A 16,551-nucleotide genomic window follows, 5' to 3' on the forward strand; every position below is an offset into this window, starting at 1 on the left:
GGTTGATCCTGGCGCCGGGGCCGCGCCGCCGCCGCTGGACGAAGCCGGCCTGCGAGTCCGGCGGGAGAAGAATGATCGCCTGGTCAGCGCCAGCCTGCCACTGATGCAGCAGACCCGCGAGTTTCTCTCGCAGACGGGCACCATCATGCTGCTGGCCGATCCTGACGGGATGATCCTCCAGCAGGAGGGCGATATGCATATTGTCGAGCCCGCCGGGGAAGTGGGCCTGATTCCGGGCTGCGACTGGACGGAGCTCAACTGCGGTACCAATGCCATCGGTACCGCGCTGGCCTTGCAGCAACCTGTGCAAATCCATGGTGCCGAGCATTTTTGTGCCGGCATCAAGCGCTGGACCTGCTCGGCCACCGTCATCCGTGATCCGCTGGACGGCGGCGTGCTTGGCGTGATCGACGTGTCAGGCCTGGCACAGACCTATAGCAGGCATAGCCTGGCGCTGACCGTGTCGCTGGCAGGCCGGATMGAGAGCCGGCTGGCCAAGCTGGCGATGGAGCGCCGCCTGCGGCTGCTGGACCGCTGCATGAGCCATTTTGCGTCGGTGGGCAGCGACGGGGTGCTCGTCCTTGACGAAGGTGGGCGCCTGGTCAAGGCCAATCCGCAGGCGCCTTCAGCGCTGGCGCGGCTGGGCGTGAGCACCATTTTGAACAGCGCGTTTTCCATTCCCGGCCTGGACGCCCGCGGGGCGCGCGCCGGATCCGGGCCGCTCCCCGAATGGCTTCGCCTGACCCGCTTCGAAGCGATCCGCGATCGCGGCGACATGCTGGGTTTCGTGGTGGTGATCCCTGCCGCGCCGCATCACCCTGCATCGGGTACCGCCGGCGCGCCCGCCGCGCGGCTGGGTGCGGCGCCGGCGTTTTCCAGCATCGTGGGCAACGGCGCCGCCTTGCGCTCGGCGGTGGAGAAGGCGCAGCATCTGGCGCCGTCCAGGGTGCCGGTGCTGCTGCTGGGCGAAACCGGCGTTGGCAAGGAATTGTTCGCGCAGGGGATTCACCAGGCCAGCGCCTACGCAGACGGCCCGTTCGTGGCGCTCAATTGCGGGGGGCTGTCACGGGACCTGCTTGCGAGCGAGCTCTTTGGCTATGCCGAGGGGGCGTTCACCGGCGCGCGCCGATCGGGCGCGGCCGGCAAGATCGAGGCCGCCAACCGGGGCACGCTGTTTCTCGACGAGATTGGCGAAATGCCGCTCGACATACAGCCGCACCTGYTGCGYGTGCTGGAAGAGGGRGARATYTACCGGCTGGGCGARAACACGCCGCGCAAGGTCAGCTTTCGCCTGGTCGCCGCCACCCACCGGAACCTGCGTGACGACGTGGCCGCGGGGAAATTCCGCATGGACCTGTTCTACCGCATCGCCGTGACCAATATCGCGATACCCGCCTTGCGCGAGCGCAAGGACGACATCCCGGCCCTGGTCACACACCGGTGGGGACCCCGCGCGGCGCCAGCCGGCCAAAGGACATTGCCGGCAATTTGCCCGAGACGGTTTGCTCACTGGAGATGGCCGAATCGGAATCCATCCGCAAGGCCCTGGCGTACAGCGGCGGCAACCTGACCAGGACCGCTTCGCGGCTCGGCATTGCGAAGAGCACCCTGTACCAGAAGATCCGGAAATACGGGTTGGGTGCCGCGCTGAGCGAAACACGCGGGCGGGTGGCATAGGGGCAGCGTGCGCGGCGTCCACGACCGCATTTCAGCCAAGCTTGGTGTCGCATTGCCGCATGGGTGCGGGCCAGGCGATTACCTCCGGGGTAATCGCCAGACGGCCTTCGCCGTGCTGTAATGCCGTCATGGATACCCTGACCCCCAGCTCCGAAACCGCGCTCGATTTCCCCGGCCTGCTGCGTTACTGGCGCGGCAGGCGCGGCTATAGCCAGCTTGCGCTGTCGCTGGCCGCCGGGGTATCGCAGCGGCATATCAGTTTCCTTGAGTCCGGCCGCGCCCGGCCCAGCCGCGAAATGGTGCTGTCGCTGGCGGACCGCCTTGGCGTGCCGCTGCGCCAGCGCAACCGCCTGCTCCTGGCTGGTGGCTTCGCGCCGGCCTACACCGAGCACGGCCTGGCCGCGCCCGCGCTGCAGATGGTGCAGCAGGCCGTGGCGCTCATCCTGTCCAAGCAAGAGCCTTATCCCGCGGTGGTGCTGGACCGATTCTGGAATATGCTCGACGCCAACCAGGCATACCGCAACATGATTGGCGTGCTGCTGGGTGGGCGCGCACCGTCCACGCTGGAGGAGGGCGGCGGGCGTATCAACCTGATGCTGACCGTCTTCAATCCGGACGGCCTGTGGCCGGTTATCGACAACGCGCGCCAGGTTGGGCGCTACCTGCTGCGGCGCGTGTGGCAGGAGTTGCAGACGCAGGCGCAGGACCAGACCGCGCGGGAGATMTTCCACCGCATTGCGCACTGGCATCCCGATATGGTCGGGCCGGCCGGCGTCCCGCTGTTCGACGACGACGCGGTCGAGCGTACGCCGCCTCCAATGCTGCCTGTGGCGCTGGCCGCCAATGGTTTTCGCGCCACGCTGTTCTCGACGCTGACCACGCTGGGCATTCCGCAGGACGTTACCCTGCAGGAGATGCGCATCGAGTGTTTTTTCCCGGCCGATGAGGCTTCGCGCCATGCACTCGAGGCGCTGTCGCGGTAGCCGACGGCCTTGACCCGGACGCGGGTTTGACCGCGGGTCCGGATTCATCTGGCCCGAACGCCGCGATCAGCCTTCCACTTTTCAACATCGACGGGCAGCCCGGCGCGCGCGCTGAACAGATGGCGCAGCATGGTGTGCGACAATGCGCGTTGTTTTTTTGGTCTACACGAGGGTCCGTCCATGTCCTTGCGCGCCTTTTTCCTCGCTGCCGCCGTGCTGGTTGGCAGCAGTGTCTGTCTTGCCGCGTATGCCGAGCCTGCTGCTACGGTTCGCCCCGCTGCCACGGCGGGTTTATTAGATTGCCAGGCTCCCAGCGGGGGGGCTGGCTTCCGTTCCACGCCGCGTGAAGGCTGCGCCGTGCCGGCCGCGTCCGATTCTTCGGCGCCAGACCCGCAGCGCTGGCTGCCCCTGACGGGCGCCAACGGGGTGATCTCTTACTTCGACAAGACTTCGGTACGCCGCCGTGGTCCCGAGGTGGGTGTCGCAGTCATGCGCAACGCGCCGGCCGGGGTGATCCGCACCACCAGCGGCGAGCCGATCCGCTCCTCGCTCAAGCGCATGGTGTTCAATTGCGCTACGTCCATGTATGCGGTGGTGGAGCAGACGCTCTACGCCAAGCGTTATGCGCGCGGCGAGTCCCTTTACACCATCAGCGCCCCTCACGCGGGCATGCCGCAGCCTGCCAGCGCAGGCACTGTTCCCGGCGAGCTGCTCAGCCGCTTGTGTCCTTGATGCCAGCGCCGGCACGTGCGGCCAGGCTGGATGCTGCGCTGCAGTGTCGATAGGCGGGCCGACACGTCAACCCATTCGTTCCCGACTTCGTTTTGGTAGTCACGAAGCGCAGGTGCCTAGCGCCACCAAGGGCCGCAGGCAGGCTTCTCTTTACGGCGACCAGGAGGCTGAAATGAAGAAGTGGATCGTGATGTTGACGCTGGCCATGTTTGGAGCCGGCGCTTATGCCCAGGCGTCGGCGCCTGCCGCGCCCGCGGCCGGCGACAAGCCTGCGGCGTCAAGCTCCGGCAAGATGACGAAGAAGCCGGCCAAGAAAAAGAAAAACCACGCACCGCCCGATGCCGAGAAGATGATGAATAAAGGCGCCTGAGCGCCGCTAGTGAAAGGCGACGGGCAGCGGCGCGCCGGTGCGCGCTGGCTGCCGAGCTAGTTCGCCACGCCGCCTGTGAGTGCCGCGTTGCGCGTGAAGCGCGCGCTGCCGCGCTCCCAGGTACCGATGCCCAGCGGCGCCATGCGCCATCCGGGGGGCTGGCATCGAGGCGGAACCCGATCGAGAGGCTACGGCCTCTCTTTTTTTTGGTCGCGGCAAACCTGTTCGCATGATTCCAGTGCAGTGCACGATTTTTGCGGGTGCGGTATGCGCCGTTCTAGTGCTGCGCACGTGCTCGCCACGCACGTTGACGGCATGCGATCCGTAATCTAGCGTTGCAGATTCAGGGGGCTGCCCCTATGTGGGACACACGGCGCAGCGCTCTGAGGGCGGGGGGCGATGTTCGCGTTGCGCCCCGCTGCGTGGCGCCGCCGCAGCGCAAGTCATTGAAGCAATGACTAGGCTGCGGACGTGCCCTGCGAGGCACCAAGCGATGATTCGACGGGTTGCCCAATGTGATGCCTGGGCTTGAGCGGCGCGCGCAAAGCGGCGTTCGGATGGCTGGGGTTTCAAATTGTTGCAAACGTTGCGTGATCGAAACGTGACTTCTGAGTCTCGAGTTGTTAAGGTCTTATTGCGCATCGCAGCAAGTCGGATATGCCCTGATACATCCAGGCACAAGTTCAGCACCCAGTCAAAAGCGATGCGCAGCGAGATCCCCCTACAGTTTCCCCCGGGTACGCGCTGGCCGGCTTCCCGCCGTTGCCTCAGTCATCCCGCTCGCATGGTGGCCCGCCTTTTGCAGCGGTGCTAGATCGATCCCAACCGTCCAACTACGCCCGTCACTGGCATTCATGTCCGAAACCGTTACCGTGCCGACCGTCGAATTCATCCAGCGCCGTGCAGTGGCACCTGTGAACACACGCACACTGCGCCTGGGCAGGTGGTTGTGCGGCGGCATGCTGGCACTGTGCGCCGTGGCGGCGCACGCGTTCGACTTCGACACTGTGGCGGCGCGTGCGCGCCAGCTTGCCGCAAGTCCTTACAAAGCACCCGCGCAGAATCTGCCACGTGAGCTGCGCGAGCTGCCGTACGAGCGCTACCGCGAGATCGAATACAAGCCTGAGCGATATCAGTGGCGCAATGCCAAGCTGCCGTTCGAGCTCTCCTTCTTTCACGAAGGCATGGTGTTTGACCAGCCGGTGCGTATCAATGAAGTGGTGAGCGGGAGCGCCCGCGAGATCCGCTTCGACCCGTCCGCGTTCAACTATGGGCCGCACAAGGTCGATACCAGCAAGCTCAAGACGCTTGGCTTCGCCGGCTTCCGCGTGCTCTATCCGCTCAACAGCACCAAGGGCAAGGACGAAGTCGTTTCTTTCCTGGGCGCCAGCTATTTCCGCGCGTTGGGCAAGGACCAGTGGTATGGATTGTCGGCGCGGGGCCTGGCCGTGGATACCGGACTCAATTCCGGCGAAGAATTCCCGCGCTTCGTGGAGTACTGGATCGAGCGGCCATCGCCGGCGGACAAGCAACTGACCATCTATGCGCTGATGGACTCGCGCCGCGTGAGCGGGGCGTACCGGATCGTGATCCGGCCGGGCACGGAGACGGTCATGGAGGTGAAGTCGCGCCTGTTCATGCGGGAGAACGTCACCAAGCTTGGCCTGGCACCGCTGACCAGCATGTATCTCTTTGGCGAGAACCAACCTTCTTCGGTGCCGGACTATCGGCCCGAGGTGCATGACTCCGATGGCCTCTCGGTGCAGCTCGGCACGGGTGAGTGGCTGTGGCGGCCGCTGAGCAATCCCAAGCGCCTGCTGGTGACCTCGTTTGCCGCGACCAATCCGCAAGGATTTGGCCTGATGCAGCGGGATCGTAATTTCAGCAGCTACCAGGAAATTGGCGCGTGGTATGAGCGTCGGCCGAGCGCCTGGGTGGAGCCCAAGGGAAACTGGGGCTCGGGCCGGGTCGAGCTGGTGCAGATTCCGACCCCGGACGAGACCAACGACAACATCGTGGCGTACTGGGTGCCTGACACTCCGCCCAAGCCCAAGCAACCTTTCGATTTCGAGTATCGGCTGCTGTGGCAGAAGGACGGCGACAAACTGCCGCCGCTGTCGTGGGTGACACAAACGCGGCGTGGCCAGGGCCTCAGCCGCAAGCAGGACGACACCAGTTTTTCGCTGGTGGTGGATTTTGAAGGCCCGGCCTTCAAGAAACTGGCCGCCGATACCCGGATCGATCCGGTGATCTCGGCCGACAGCAACGGGGAGCTGCTGAACACTTCGACGCAACGCAATGCGGCCACCGGCGGCTGGCGCATGACCATGGTCGTGCGCCGCAAGGACGAGAACAAACCGGTCGAATTGCGCGGCTATCTTCGCAACGGCAATACAACCCTATCCGAGACGTGGAGCTACATCTTACCCCCAGGCTGAAGCCGCGCGCCGCTCCGGCGGCGGCATGCGAGCGCTATCTCGATCGCGTTCCTGTCTCGCCCGACCAGCGTCGCGATCTGCTTAACAACGCCGCTGGCAGCGACGCCGCCGACACTGAGTCGGCCATCCATCTTCTGCAGCGCGCACTCGCGGCCAAAGACGGCGAGCCATCGCCAGCGGGTCCGTCCTACGGCTCGGTGGGGCGCCGCCTCAATCTTGCCTATGGCGCACCGCTGGCGTCGGGCGAGCCGCTGGTGCAGCGTCGTGCGGACGGCACGGTGCATATCGACACCGGCCCCGAACCCAAACGCGCTTCCATGGTGCCGCGGGCATGGCCTCCGCACATCGTCAGCGGGTTCCTGCGCAACCTGGGCAGGCGCATGCTGGGCCGCCCGCCGGTGCCGGAAACCTGGGACACGCTGCATGACGGTCCCGATGCCGAGGGCAAATGGCACCCGGCGGGCAAGCACCGCCGATGGGTGCTGCTTGGCCTGGTAGCCGGGCAAACTGCGCTGGCTACGTACTTCATGACCAAGGTGCTGCCTTATCACGGCACCGATCCGCTCGAGATCGCCGTGCTGGCGCTCTTCGCCATCCTGTTTTCGTGGGTGTCGGCCGGGTTCTGGACCGCCATGATGGGTTTCCTGGTGCTGGCCAAAGGCGGCGACCGTCATCTGATCTCGCGCTCGGCCGCAGTGGATGGGCCGATTGCGGAGGAGGCGCGCACGGCGGTCATCATGCCGATCTGCAACGAGGACGTGACCCGGGTATTTGCCGGGCTGCGCGCGACCTACGAGTCGATGGAGCGCACCGGCGAGCTGGCACGCTTCGATTTCTTCGTGCTGTCCGACAGCGGCAACCCGGACCTGCGTACCGCCGAGACCGATGCGTGGATGGAAACCTGCCGCGCGGTCAACGGCTTTGGCCGAATCTTCTACCGCTGGCGCCGACACCGCGTGAAGCGCAAGACCGGTAACGTGGCGGACTTCTGCCGCCGCTGGGGCAGCGCCTACCGCTACATGGTGGTGCTGGACGCAGATAGCGTGATGAGCGGCGAATGCCTGACCACGCTGGTCAAGCTGATGGAAGGCAATCCGGGGGCCGGCATCATCCAGACCGCGCCGCTGGCCGTGGGCCGCGAGACCATGTATGCGCGCGTGCAGCAGTTTTCCACGCGCGTGTACGGGCCGCTGTTTACCGCTGGCCTGCATTATTGGCAGCTCGGCGAATCGCACTACTGGGGCCACAACGCCATCATCCGCATCCAGCCGTTCATGGAGCATTGCGCGCTGGCGCCGTTGCCCGGCAAGGGCCCGCTGGCAGGAGAAATCCTCTCGCACGATTTCGTCGAGGCCGCCTTGATGCGCAGGGCCGGGTGGGGCGTGTGGATTGCCTATGACCTGGAGGGCTCCTATGAGGAGCTCCCGCCGAACCTGCTCGATGAGGTCAAGCGCGATCGCCGCTGGTGCCAGGGCAACCTGATGAACTTCCGCCTGTGGATGAAGCAGGGCTTTCACGCTGTGCACCGTGCGGTGTTCCTCACCGGTGTGATGGCTTATCTGTCGGCGCCGCTGTGGTTCCTGTTCCTGGTGTTGTCCACCCTCATGCTGGCCAAGCACGCGCTGGTGCCGCCGGAGTACTTCACGCAGCCCTACCAGCTGTTCCCGACCTGGCCGGAATGGCATCCCGAGAAGGCGCTGGCGCTGTTCTCGGCGACCGCCACGCTGTTGTTCCTGCCCAAGATCRCCAGCGTGGTGCTGCTGATGAAGGACTCGCGCAACTATGGCGGGCCAGTGCGCCTGGTGCTGTCGATGTTGATCGAAGTCGTGATGTCGGCCTTGCTGGCCCCGGTCCGCATGCTGTTTCACACCAAGTTCGTGGTGGCGGCCTATAGCGGCTGGGGCATTACGTGGAAGTCGCCGCCGCGTGAAGATGCGCAGACCACCTGGGGCGAAGCGTTCCGCCGCCACGGCATGCACACCTTGCTGGGCCTGGCCTGGGGCGGGCTGGTGCTGTGGCTGGACCCGAATTTCGTCTGGTGGCTGCTGCCGATCGTGGGCTCGCTGGTATGCTCGATTCCGCTGTCGGTCTGGCTGTCGCGGGTCTCGCTGGGCCGCGCGCTGCGCGGAGCCAGGTTGTTCGTGACGCCGGAGGAGGCCACGCCCCCGCGCGAGATGGTGGCCATGCAGAAGCACGTGGAGGCAGCGGGAGAGCCGCCGGCATTTATCGATGCCGTGGTCGACCCGGTGACCAATGCGCTGATGTGCGCGACCGGCTCGTCGCGCATGGTGCAGCCACAGGCTACGCGAGCGGAGCACGCCGCGCTGGTGCAAAAGGCGCTCACCGCCGGCCCGGACGCGCTGTCGGCTGCCGAGAAACACCTGTTGCTGGGCGATCCCTTTGCGCTCGCCCAGTTGCATGGACTGGTATGGGGCTCACCGCTGGCGCATGCGCGATGGAAAGAAACCCGTGTGCTGCCCCGGCGCGCTGCCAACGTGGTGCCCTTGCGTCCAAGGCTCGCCTGAGCTATGCCCGGGAGCTGGCGCACCAGCTCCCGGAGGCAAGGCCCGGCATCCCGGCAGGCATGCCAGATGGGGTTGGCAGGGTCTAGCGCAGTGCCGAGGAGCAGATGGGCGCGTTGATGTAGACGTCGCCAACGCGACGCTCGCCGCGCTCGTTGCGCGTCATGTAGCGGAACATCATGCTGATGCCCAGCTTGGTCAGGATTTCAACGTCCCGGTTCGCGCAGATATTGCGCTGCAGCGGCGCGGCGTAGCTGAGCTCGAAGCTGGCGAGGTCCAGCATGGGGCCTCGGTACTTGGTCAGCTCCAGCTGGAACAGGATATGTTTGCCAGGGACCGACTGGCAGCGGCGCAAGCGCGTCTCGCCATCGATCTCGATAGGCAGGGCGTCATTGAGCTGGCGGCAAGCGCGCGACAATATGTTGTCGGGACGGGCGGTATTGCGCAGCAATTCAGGCACGCCCGCCGCGCCGGTATTCTGGCCCGTGGCAGCGCCCTTGAGCATTTGCGCCAGCGCATCGGCCTCGTCCACCACCACGGGGGCAGGCGCGGAGGCCGCGGCCCTKGCTGGAGCCGGTGCCGCATGCGCGCGCTGCGCCCACGGCAAACTAGCCGCGCCGGCGGCCAGGGCAAAAAAGACAGAAAGCAGTTTGTATCTTGTTCTCATGCAGGAAAACGTTGCCGGGAACCGCACCATCGGGTGGGTTCCCGCGGTGCGTCGGGCTGCGTGATCGTCCGCCCCAGGCGGCCGACAGGCTGGCATTGTACCCTTGGCGTCGCTGCCGTTGAAAGCCACGCACTCCTCCACTCCGCGGCGAAGCGAGGCCCGAAATCGCCGCAATGCCGCGGTATCGTCAGGCCCGTCATCACAGTTGCACGCGTCCGGTCGGACGTGCGCCTGCATCATCGCCGCGCGGCGTGCCGAGTGCGCGGCTTGTTACGCTATGCAACAATTACGTCTTTAGCCGCTCCCGTGCCGCTACGCCGTTAGCCCGTTGACGCATCGGGCGCAGCTGGCCGTACCGGCGGCCTGGTTGTTCCACAGGATGTTTCGATGACCCGCTCCACCCGCGCCCCGCAATCCGGGCGCTTTCCGCTTTGGCTCCTGGTATGCGCTTCGCTTACCGCACTGGCGCCGCTTTCCATTGACATGTACCTGCCGAGTTTTCCGGCGCTGGCCGGGGATCTCGGGGTCGATATCGGCCGCGTGCAGCTCACGTTGGGGACGTTCCTGGTCGGGTTGGCGGTGGGGCAGGCATTCTATGGCCCGATCAGCGACCGCTTTGGCCGCAAGCCGCCGCTGTATGTCGGCCTGCTGGCCTATGCGCTGGCCGCAGCCGGGTGCGCGCTCGCGCGTGACGTCGATGCGCTGATGCTGTGGCGTTTCCTGCAGGCGCTGGGCGGCTGCGCGGGCATGGTGATGGCGCGCGCCGTCATTCGCGACCGGCTGGAGGCCCATGAATCCGCGCGCGCCTTCTCCTCGCTGATGCTGGTGATGGGCCTGGCGCCGATCCTGGYGCCCATCATCGGGGGCGCCGTGCTGGCAGCATTCGGCTGGCGTGCCATCTTCTGGCTGTTGTGCGGTGCGAGCCTGCTGATCCTGTGGGTGGTCCACCGCTACATGGAGGAATCGCTCGACCACGCCAGCGCCATGCCGCTGCGGCTGGGCCGCGTGCTCTCGAATTACGGCGAGTTGCTGCGAGATCGGGGTTTCGTCGGCTATTCGCTGTCGGCCGGCTGCGCGCAGGCGGGCATGTTTGCCTATATTGCGGGCTCGCCGTTCGTGCTGATCGAGTTGCATGGCATCGATCCCTCCCATTACGGCTTCGTGTTCGGCGCCAACGCATTGGGCCTGATCGGCATGTCCCAGCTCAATGCGCGCCTGGTGCGCAACCGCACGCTGGACCATGTCCTGCGCGGCGCGCTGCTTGCGCCGTGCCTGGCCGGCCTAGTCTTGGCCGCGGCTGTACTCGCCGGCCTGGCGCCGCTGCCGGTGCTGCTGACGGGCTTCTTTGTGTTTATCGCCAGCCTTGGCTGTATCCTGCCGAACGCCTCGGCACTGGCCATGGACCGGCAGGGCCATCGTGCCGGCACGGCCTCCGCATTGATGGGAACGCTGCAATTCTCCCTGGGCACCCTGGCCGGCGCCGCCGTCAGCTTCTGGCGGGACGGCAGCGCGCTGCCGCTGGCGGTGGTCATGGGCGTTTGCGGTAGCGGCGCTGTGCTGATGCGGGCCTTCGGCCGTTCAGGCGCGACGGTGCGCGGCGCCGGATGATCCGGGCGCCGATGCTGCAGCGGTAGCGGGGCGGCCTGGCTCAGTTTGGCCGCGCCATCCCATCGATACACGGTTAAGCGGCCGCGGCGTTTTGCAGCACCACCAGTTGGGCTGGCATTGGCGCGGCGAAGCCGGCCTCGCCAAAGCTCTCGCGGATCACGCGGTTGCTATCGAAATACACCTGCCAGTAATGGTCGGTATGGCAGTGCGGACGTACCGCAAGCACCGGACCCACCAGGGTGAACTCGAGAATCTCCACGTCCGGCGGCGGCTCGGCCAGAACGTTGGGCAGCGCGGCCAGCCGCGCCTTGAGCAGGGTGGCGGCCGCCGCCACGTCCGTGCTGCCGGCCAACTGGGCCTTGAGCTCGACCCGGCGGTACGGGTTGGCGCTGAAGTTCTGGATGGTGTCCGCAAAGATTTTGCTGTTGCCGACCACGGTGAGGACATTGTCGGGCGTGTCCAGCGTGGTGGCAAACAGGCCGATCTCCCTGACGGTGCCGGTGGTCCCGCCTGCCGTGACGAAATCCCCGACCTTGAAGGGCCGCAGCACCACCAGGAAGGCGCCTGCCGCGAAATTGGACATCAGCCCCGACCACGCCATGCCGATGGCGATGCCGGCCGCCGCGATCAGCGCGGCAAAGCTGGTGGTCTGGATGCCGAAGTAACCCAGGATCCCGATGATCAGCACGACATTCAGGGTCACCGTGACGATGGAGCCGACATAGCGCAGCAGGGTCGGGTCGACCTTTTGCTTGGTCAGGGACCCCTGCACCATGCGTACCACGACATGGATCAGCCACCGGCCAATCACCCAGAAGACGAGGGCGGCGAGAACCTTGAACCCGACTTCCGTCGCATAGGCGACAACCACATCCTGATACTTCTGCAGCGTTGTGGCATCCATCGCGTTTCTCCCTTGCTGGCTCGGCAGGTACACAGGCAACGAACATCATGCAGCGGATGCCCGGGCGCATCGGCGGCGGGGCGCGAAAGTGGGCAACGCATTATTGCTACGCGGCGAGCGGAAGTTCAAGCACAAAATGGCCGCAAAGGGCGCAGGGCGCCACTCGCGGCCATGGGTCGCAGGAGAAGGGGCGGTGGGGCGCAAGGGCGCAGGGGCGCAGGGGCGCAATTCCCTTTGCGCCGTGCCTTACCAGTTGGTTTCGCGCTCCGGCGTGGCGGAGATGCGATGCAGCGACAGGTCCGCGCCGTTGTATTCCGATTCAGCGTCAAGCCGGATGCCCACGACTTTCTTGAGCGTGCCGTAAACCACGGTGCCACCCACCAGGGCGATCACGATGCCAAGGAGGGTGCCGAGGCACTGCGCGCCGAGCGAAACGCCGCCAATGCCACCGAGTGCCTGGCTGCCAAAGATGCCGGCGGCAATGCCGCCCCACGCGCCGCACAGCCCGTGCAGCGGCCAGACGCCCAGCACATCATCGATATGCCACTTGTTCTGGGCCAGCGTGAACAGGTAGACGAACAGCGCACCGGCGATGGCGCCCGTGACCAGCGCGCCCAACGGGTGCATCAGGTCGGATCCGGCGCAGACCGCCACCAGCCCGGCCAGCGGGCCGTTGTAGGCAAAGCCGGGGTCGTTGCGGCCGGCCGCCCAGGCGGCCAGCGTGCCGCCGGCCATGGCCATCAGGGAGTTGATGGCCACCAGCCCGCTGATCTTGTCGACGGTTTGCGCGCTCATGACATTGAAACCGAACCAGCCTACCGCCAGCACCCATGCGCCCAGCGCCAGGAACGGGATGTTCGAGGGCGGGTGCGCGCTGATGCGGCCGTCTTTCTGGTAGCGGCCGCGGCGCGCGCCCAGCAGCAATATGGCGGGAAGCGCGATCCAGCCGCCCATGGCATGGACCACGACGGAGCCGGCGAAGTCGTGGAACGGCGCGCCCGCGACCGAGGCGATCCAGTCCTGCACGCCAAAGCGGTTGTTCCAGACGATGCCCTCGAAGAAGGGATAGACCAGGCCCACCAGCACGAAGGTGGCCACCAGTTGCGGATTGAAGCGCGAGCGCTCGGCAATGCCGCCAGAAATAATCGCCGGTATGGCGGCGGCAAACGTTGCCAGGAAGAAGAACTTCACCAGCTCGTAGCCGCTTCTTTCCGCCAGTGCATGGGCGCTGGTGAAGAACTCGACCCCATAGGCCAYGGTGTAGCCAATAAAGAAATAGGCGATCGTGGAAACCGCAAAATCCACCAATATCTTGACCAGTGCGTTGACCTGGTTCTTCTTGCGCACCGTGCCCAGCTCCAGGAACGCAAAGCCCGCGTGCATGGCGAGCACCATGATCGCCCCCAGCAAGATGAACAGGGCATCGGTGCCGCTCTTCCATTTGTCCATACAATCCTCAATGCGCAAAATGGGAGCACACGTACGCAAAAAGCGTACCAGTCTGGGGCATCGGAGACAGGGATCTRCACCGTGTTGGTGGAATTTGCACCGATTTGTCGCGCTCGACGTGGGTGCCGCACGGATTGCGAAGCCATCACCGGAAACMGAATGTCATGCGCCGGGGATGCATGGCACGCGGCGTCTGYGCCAAAATGAGGCAATGCCCCGATTTGGGGCGCGCACCCACCGGTTATATGCACCATGATGGGTTCTTTCTGGCGCGTCCATCCAAAGCCATTGGGATGCTGCCGACCAAGCCGCCTGGGTGGGTTCGGCGGCAACAAGGCGCGCACAGCGATGGCCTGAGCTTGTCAAGCGATGCCTGTCATCACGTACCAGCGTTCGAATGACCACTACTCTCGCCGGCCGCATTTGAAAGCACGGAAAAGGAGGGGTAAATTCCCCGCAAAGGCGCTTGACTCAAGGATTTGCGGCTTTTTTCGTTGCATTGGTGCCACTGGGGATTGCCCAATGCGTAAAGCGCGGATTAGACTGCGCCGATCGGTAATTTGCCGCGTGGCAGACACTCCGATCAAGACGACCAACAAGGGAAATCAGCCATGAATAAAGGTGAACTGGTATCTGCCATCGCCGCTGACGCGGAACTGAGCAATGCTGCAGCAGAGCGCGCGCTGAATGCCGCTCTGGACAACATTAAGAAGGCGGTTGCCAAGGGTGATTCGGTAACGCTGGTGGGCTTCGGCAGCTTCAGCTCCGGCAAGCGCGCCGCACGTACCGGACGCAATCCGCGTACTGGCGAGACCATCAAGATTCCGGCCGCCAAGACGGTCAAGTTCTCTGCCGGCCAAGGGTTCAAGGACGCTGTGAACAAGAAGAAATAAGTAGTCCGCGCCCCAGGCGCTAATGAGAAGGCGGCCCGTTGGGCCGCTTTTTTATTGGTGCCCGGGTGCTTTTTGACGTTCTCGGGGGTAAGGCAGGACGATCGTTCCGGGTTAAACTGCCGATCGTCGGCGCCAGCCTTTCGACCTGCGCCGCGGGTCGGCCCGGCCGCTTCCAGATTCCGGATTTTCATCATGAATGACCTGTCCCACCAGCTTTCCATGACCGTGCTGATGACGCCGGACATGGCCAATTTCTCCGGCAATGTGCACGGCGGCACCATCCTCAAGTACCTCGACATGGTGGCCTACGCCTGTGCCAGCCGCTATGCCGGGCGCTATGTGGTCACGCTGTCKGTCGACCAGGTGGTGTTTCGCCAGCCCATCCACGTKGGTGAGCTGGTGACGTTCCTGGCGGCAGTCAACTTCACCGGCCGCAGCTCCATGGAAATCGGCATCAAGGTGATCACGGAGAATATCCGCAGCAAGCTGGTTCGCCATACCAACAGCTGCTACTTCACCATGGTCGCGGTGGACGACAGCGGCGCACCTGCCGAAGTGCCGCCGCTGGTGCCCCGCGACGAAGTCGAGCGACAGCGCTTTGCCGCAGCCCAGCTGCGCCGCCAGCTGCGCCAGGAAATGGAAAAACGGCACGATGAAATCACCGGCACGGTGTCCTGAGGTGGGGGGCACGGCCATGCAATCCGGGCGTTCCCATCGCGTTTCCCGTGGGCCGTTTTGGCCCCTGAGCGGTCTTCTGGCGGCGTTGGCGCTGCTGGCGCCGGCCGTGCATGCCGAGGAAATCGGCAGCGTGAGCACCAATTTCCGCATGACCGGCTCCGACAAGGTCGTGATCGAAGCCTATGACGATCCGCAGGTCGAAGGCGTGACCTGCTACGTGTCGCGTGCCCGCACCGGAGGCATCAAGGGTTCGCTGGGCATGGCCGAAGACCCGCCGGAAAGCTCCATTGCCTGCCGCCAGGTAGGCCCGATCACGTTCAAGGGGCCGCTGCGCCAGCAGGACAATGTGTTTTCCGAGCGCATGTCGATCCTGTTCAAGACCCTGCACGTGGTGCGCACGGTCGACCGCAAGCGCAATACCCTGGTCTACCTGACCTACTCGGACCGCATCGTGTCCGGCAGCCCGCAGAATAGCGTGACCGCCRTGCCGGTGGCTGCTGCCACGCCGATTCCGGTCAAGTAGGYATTCAGGCATCCGGGCATCCAGGCATCCAGGCATCCAGGCATTCGTTTCCCGATTCACGATTCACGATCCATTCAACAATCCAGTCCGGAGAAGACAGCATGAGTGAGCAAGGCAAGGTTGCGCTGGTAACGGGTGCGGCCCGCGGCATCGGCAAGGCGGTGGCGCAGGCGCTGCTCGTGGCAGGCTATCGGGTGGTGTTTGCCGGGCGTACCGCCGCACCGCTAGAGGCGCTGGCCGTGCAAGCCACGGCCGAGGGTTATACGGCGCTGGCGGTGCAATGCGACGTCAGCGATCCGGATTCGGTGGAGCGGCTCTTTGCCCAGGTTCGCGACCATTTCGGCCGGCTCGATGTGCTGTTCAATAACGCCGGCATCAATGCGCCAGCGGTGTCGATCGATGAACTCTCTGTTGCGCAATGGAAGGCCGTGCTGGACACCAACCTGACGGGCGTGTTCCTGTGCTCGCGCGCGGCCTTCGCGCTGATGAAGTCGCAGAGCCCGCGTGGCGGCCGCATCATCAACAACGGCTCGATCTCGGCGCACGCGCCGCGTCCCAACACGGTGCCGTACACGGCCACCAAGCACGCCATTACCGGGCTGACCAAGAGCCTCTCGCTGGATGGCCGCGCCTTTGACATCGCCTGCGGGCAGATCGATATCGGCAACGCCGCCACCGACATGGCCTCGCGCATGGCGCGCGGCGTGCCGCAAGCCAACGGCGAGATCGCGCCGGAGCCGCTGATGGACGTGGCGCATGTAGCCAGCTCGGTGGTGCACATGGCCAACCTGCCGCTGGATGCCAATGTGCAGTTCATGACCGTGATGGCCACCAAGATGCCCTTCGTCGGGCGGGGCTGAGCACGGCGCAAGCGCCTGGCCGGCATCGCGCCGGCCAGGCGTCTCCCGCTATTTGATCGCCAGTGCCTCGCTTTCGGCGCGGCAGTCGCCAGTCGGCCGCAGTCCCTTGGCACGGGTTTCTGCCACCTCCGCTTTGGCTGCCGCAAGATCTGCGAGGAAGGTGGGGTCTGCATGCAGCCGCGCCACGGTAGCTGCGCCCATGATGCGGCCCTGCGTTGCATCGCTTTGCCAGTGCACGTTGCAGACC

General features: G+C 65.2%; 15 protein-coding genes and 1 pseudogene. 12 read left to right on the forward strand and 4 right to left on the reverse strand.

Annotation, left to right across the window (positions count from 1 at the left end; translation table 11 throughout):
- From AC1DS3_RS23275 to mdoH, 7 genes are all read left to right on the forward strand, one after another.
- Positions 1-1,570, forward strand: a 1,570-nt coding sequence (locus AC1DS3_RS23275) for a sigma-54-dependent Fis family transcriptional regulator (protein ID WP_477128038.1), incomplete at its 5' end; no start/stop codon positions are given.
- Positions 1,516-1,677 (forward strand): helix-turn-helix domain-containing protein, encoded by a 162-nt coding sequence (locus AC1DS3_RS23280; RefSeq protein ID WP_477128039.1) that lies wholly within the window; start codon positions 1,516-1,518, stop codon positions 1,675-1,677. The genes AC1DS3_RS23275 and AC1DS3_RS23280, both read left to right, overlap by 55 nt.
- A 128-nt stretch (positions 1,678-1,805) precedes the next feature.
- Positions 1,806-2,660 (forward strand): helix-turn-helix domain-containing protein, encoded by an 855-nt coding sequence (locus AC1DS3_RS23285; protein ID WP_441638886.1) that lies wholly within the window; start codon positions 1,806-1,808, stop codon positions 2,658-2,660.
- 180 nt (positions 2,661-2,840) lie between these two features.
- Complete coding sequence (locus tag AC1DS3_RS23290; protein WP_441638888.1) at positions 2,841-3,392, forward strand: surface-adhesin E family protein; 552 nt, start codon at positions 2,841-2,843, stop codon at positions 3,390-3,392.
- 172 nt (positions 3,393-3,564) lie between these two features.
- Positions 3,565-3,762 carry a hypothetical protein gene (locus AC1DS3_RS23295; protein WP_441638890.1) on the forward strand — a complete coding sequence of 66 codons (198 nt, stop codon included), beginning with the start codon at positions 3,565-3,567 and terminating at the stop codon, positions 3,760-3,762.
- 959 nt (positions 3,763-4,721) lie between these two features.
- Positions 4,722-6,200, forward strand: coding sequence for a glucan biosynthesis protein G (locus AC1DS3_RS23300; protein ID WP_477128043.1), 1,479 nt, complete (start codon positions 4,722-4,724; stop codon positions 6,198-6,200).
- Entirely contained in the window at positions 6,173-8,725 is a 2,553-nt protein-coding gene (gene mdoH, locus AC1DS3_RS23305) for a glucans biosynthesis glucosyltransferase MdoH (RefSeq protein ID WP_477128040.1), read from the forward strand. Before AC1DS3_RS23300 ends, mdoH begins: the two co-directional genes overlap by 28 nt.
- Before the next feature lie 82 nt (positions 8,726-8,807).
- Here mdoH and AC1DS3_RS23310 read toward each other — a convergent pair whose 3' ends face one another.
- Positions 8,808-9,389, reverse strand: coding sequence for a hypothetical protein (locus AC1DS3_RS23310; protein WP_441638896.1), 582 nt, complete (start codon positions 9,387-9,389; stop codon positions 8,808-8,810).
- Between the two features lie 387 nt (positions 9,390-9,776).
- Between AC1DS3_RS23310 and AC1DS3_RS23315 the strand changes: the two genes are divergently transcribed.
- Positions 9,777-10,997: a Bcr/CflA family multidrug efflux MFS transporter gene (locus AC1DS3_RS23315; protein ID WP_477128041.1), complete on the forward strand. Its 1,221-nt coding sequence runs from the start codon at positions 9,777-9,779 to the stop codon at positions 10,995-10,997.
- Between the two features lie 73 nt (positions 10,998-11,070).
- On the opposite strand, the gene AC1DS3_RS23320 is transcribed toward AC1DS3_RS23315, so the two are convergent.
- Positions 11,071-11,901: a mechanosensitive ion channel family protein gene (locus AC1DS3_RS23320; RefSeq protein ID WP_441638900.1), complete on the reverse strand. Its 831-nt coding sequence runs from the start codon at positions 11,899-11,901 to the stop codon at positions 11,071-11,073.
- Positions 11,902-12,147: 246 nt separating this feature from the next.
- Entirely contained in the window at positions 12,148-13,350 is a 1,203-nt protein-coding gene (locus tag AC1DS3_RS23325; protein WP_477128042.1) for an ammonium transporter, read from the reverse strand.
- Positions 13,351-13,961: 611 nt separating this feature from the next.
- Here AC1DS3_RS23325 and AC1DS3_RS23330 point away from each other — a divergent pair.
- From AC1DS3_RS23330 to AC1DS3_RS23345, 4 genes are all read left to right on the forward strand, one after another.
- Positions 13,962-14,243, forward strand: a complete 282-nt coding sequence (locus tag AC1DS3_RS23330) for an HU family DNA-binding protein (protein WP_017226623.1) — start codon at positions 13,962-13,964, stop codon at positions 14,241-14,243.
- 192 nt (positions 14,244-14,435) lie between these two features.
- Positions 14,436-14,921 carry an acyl-CoA thioesterase gene (locus AC1DS3_RS23335; protein WP_174427135.1) on the forward strand — a complete coding sequence of 162 codons (486 nt, stop codon included), beginning with the start codon at positions 14,436-14,438 and terminating at the stop codon, positions 14,919-14,921.
- Positions 14,922-14,937: 16 nt separating this feature from the next.
- Positions 14,938-15,444: a CreA family protein gene (locus AC1DS3_RS23340; protein ID WP_477128044.1), complete on the forward strand. Its 507-nt coding sequence runs from the start codon at positions 14,938-14,940 to the stop codon at positions 15,442-15,444.
- 101 nt (positions 15,445-15,545) lie between these two features.
- Positions 15,546-16,304, forward strand: a complete 759-nt coding sequence (locus AC1DS3_RS23345) for an SDR family oxidoreductase (protein WP_441638907.1) — start codon at positions 15,546-15,548, stop codon at positions 16,302-16,304.
- Between the two features lie 48 nt (positions 16,305-16,352).
- Here the strand turns inward: AC1DS3_RS23345 and AC1DS3_RS23350 are convergent.
- Positions 16,353-16,551, reverse strand: a pseudogene (locus AC1DS3_RS23350) (acid phosphatase); the annotation flags it as partial.

It is taken from the genome of Cupriavidus sp. 01L46, from assembly GCF_056399905.1.

Excerpts from the sequence above, each read along its gene's own strand:
- AC1DS3_RS23295 (WP_441638890.1), top strand. The coding sequence starts at position 3,565 with ATGAAGAAGTGGATCGTGATGTTGACGCTGGCCATGTTTGGAGCCGGC.
- AC1DS3_RS23320 (WP_441638900.1), bottom strand. The coding sequence starts at position 11,901 with ATGGATGCCACAACGCTGCAGAAGTATCAGGATGTGGTTGTCGCCTAT.
- AC1DS3_RS23280 (WP_477128039.1), top strand. The coding sequence starts at position 1,516 with ATGGCCGAATCGGAATCCATCCGCAAGGCCCTGGCGTACAGCGGCGGC.
- AC1DS3_RS23300 (WP_477128043.1), top strand. The coding sequence starts at position 4,722 with ATGCTGGCACTGTGCGCCGTGGCGGCGCACGCGTTCGACTTCGACACT.
- AC1DS3_RS23330 (WP_017226623.1), top strand. The coding sequence starts at position 13,962 with ATGAATAAAGGTGAACTGGTATCTGCCATCGCCGCTGACGCGGAACTG.
- AC1DS3_RS23290 (WP_441638888.1), top strand. The coding sequence starts at position 2,841 with ATGTCCTTGCGCGCCTTTTTCCTCGCTGCCGCCGTGCTGGTTGGCAGC.
- AC1DS3_RS23345 (WP_441638907.1), top strand. The coding sequence starts at position 15,546 with ATGAGTGAGCAAGGCAAGGTTGCGCTGGTAACGGGTGCGGCCCGCGGC.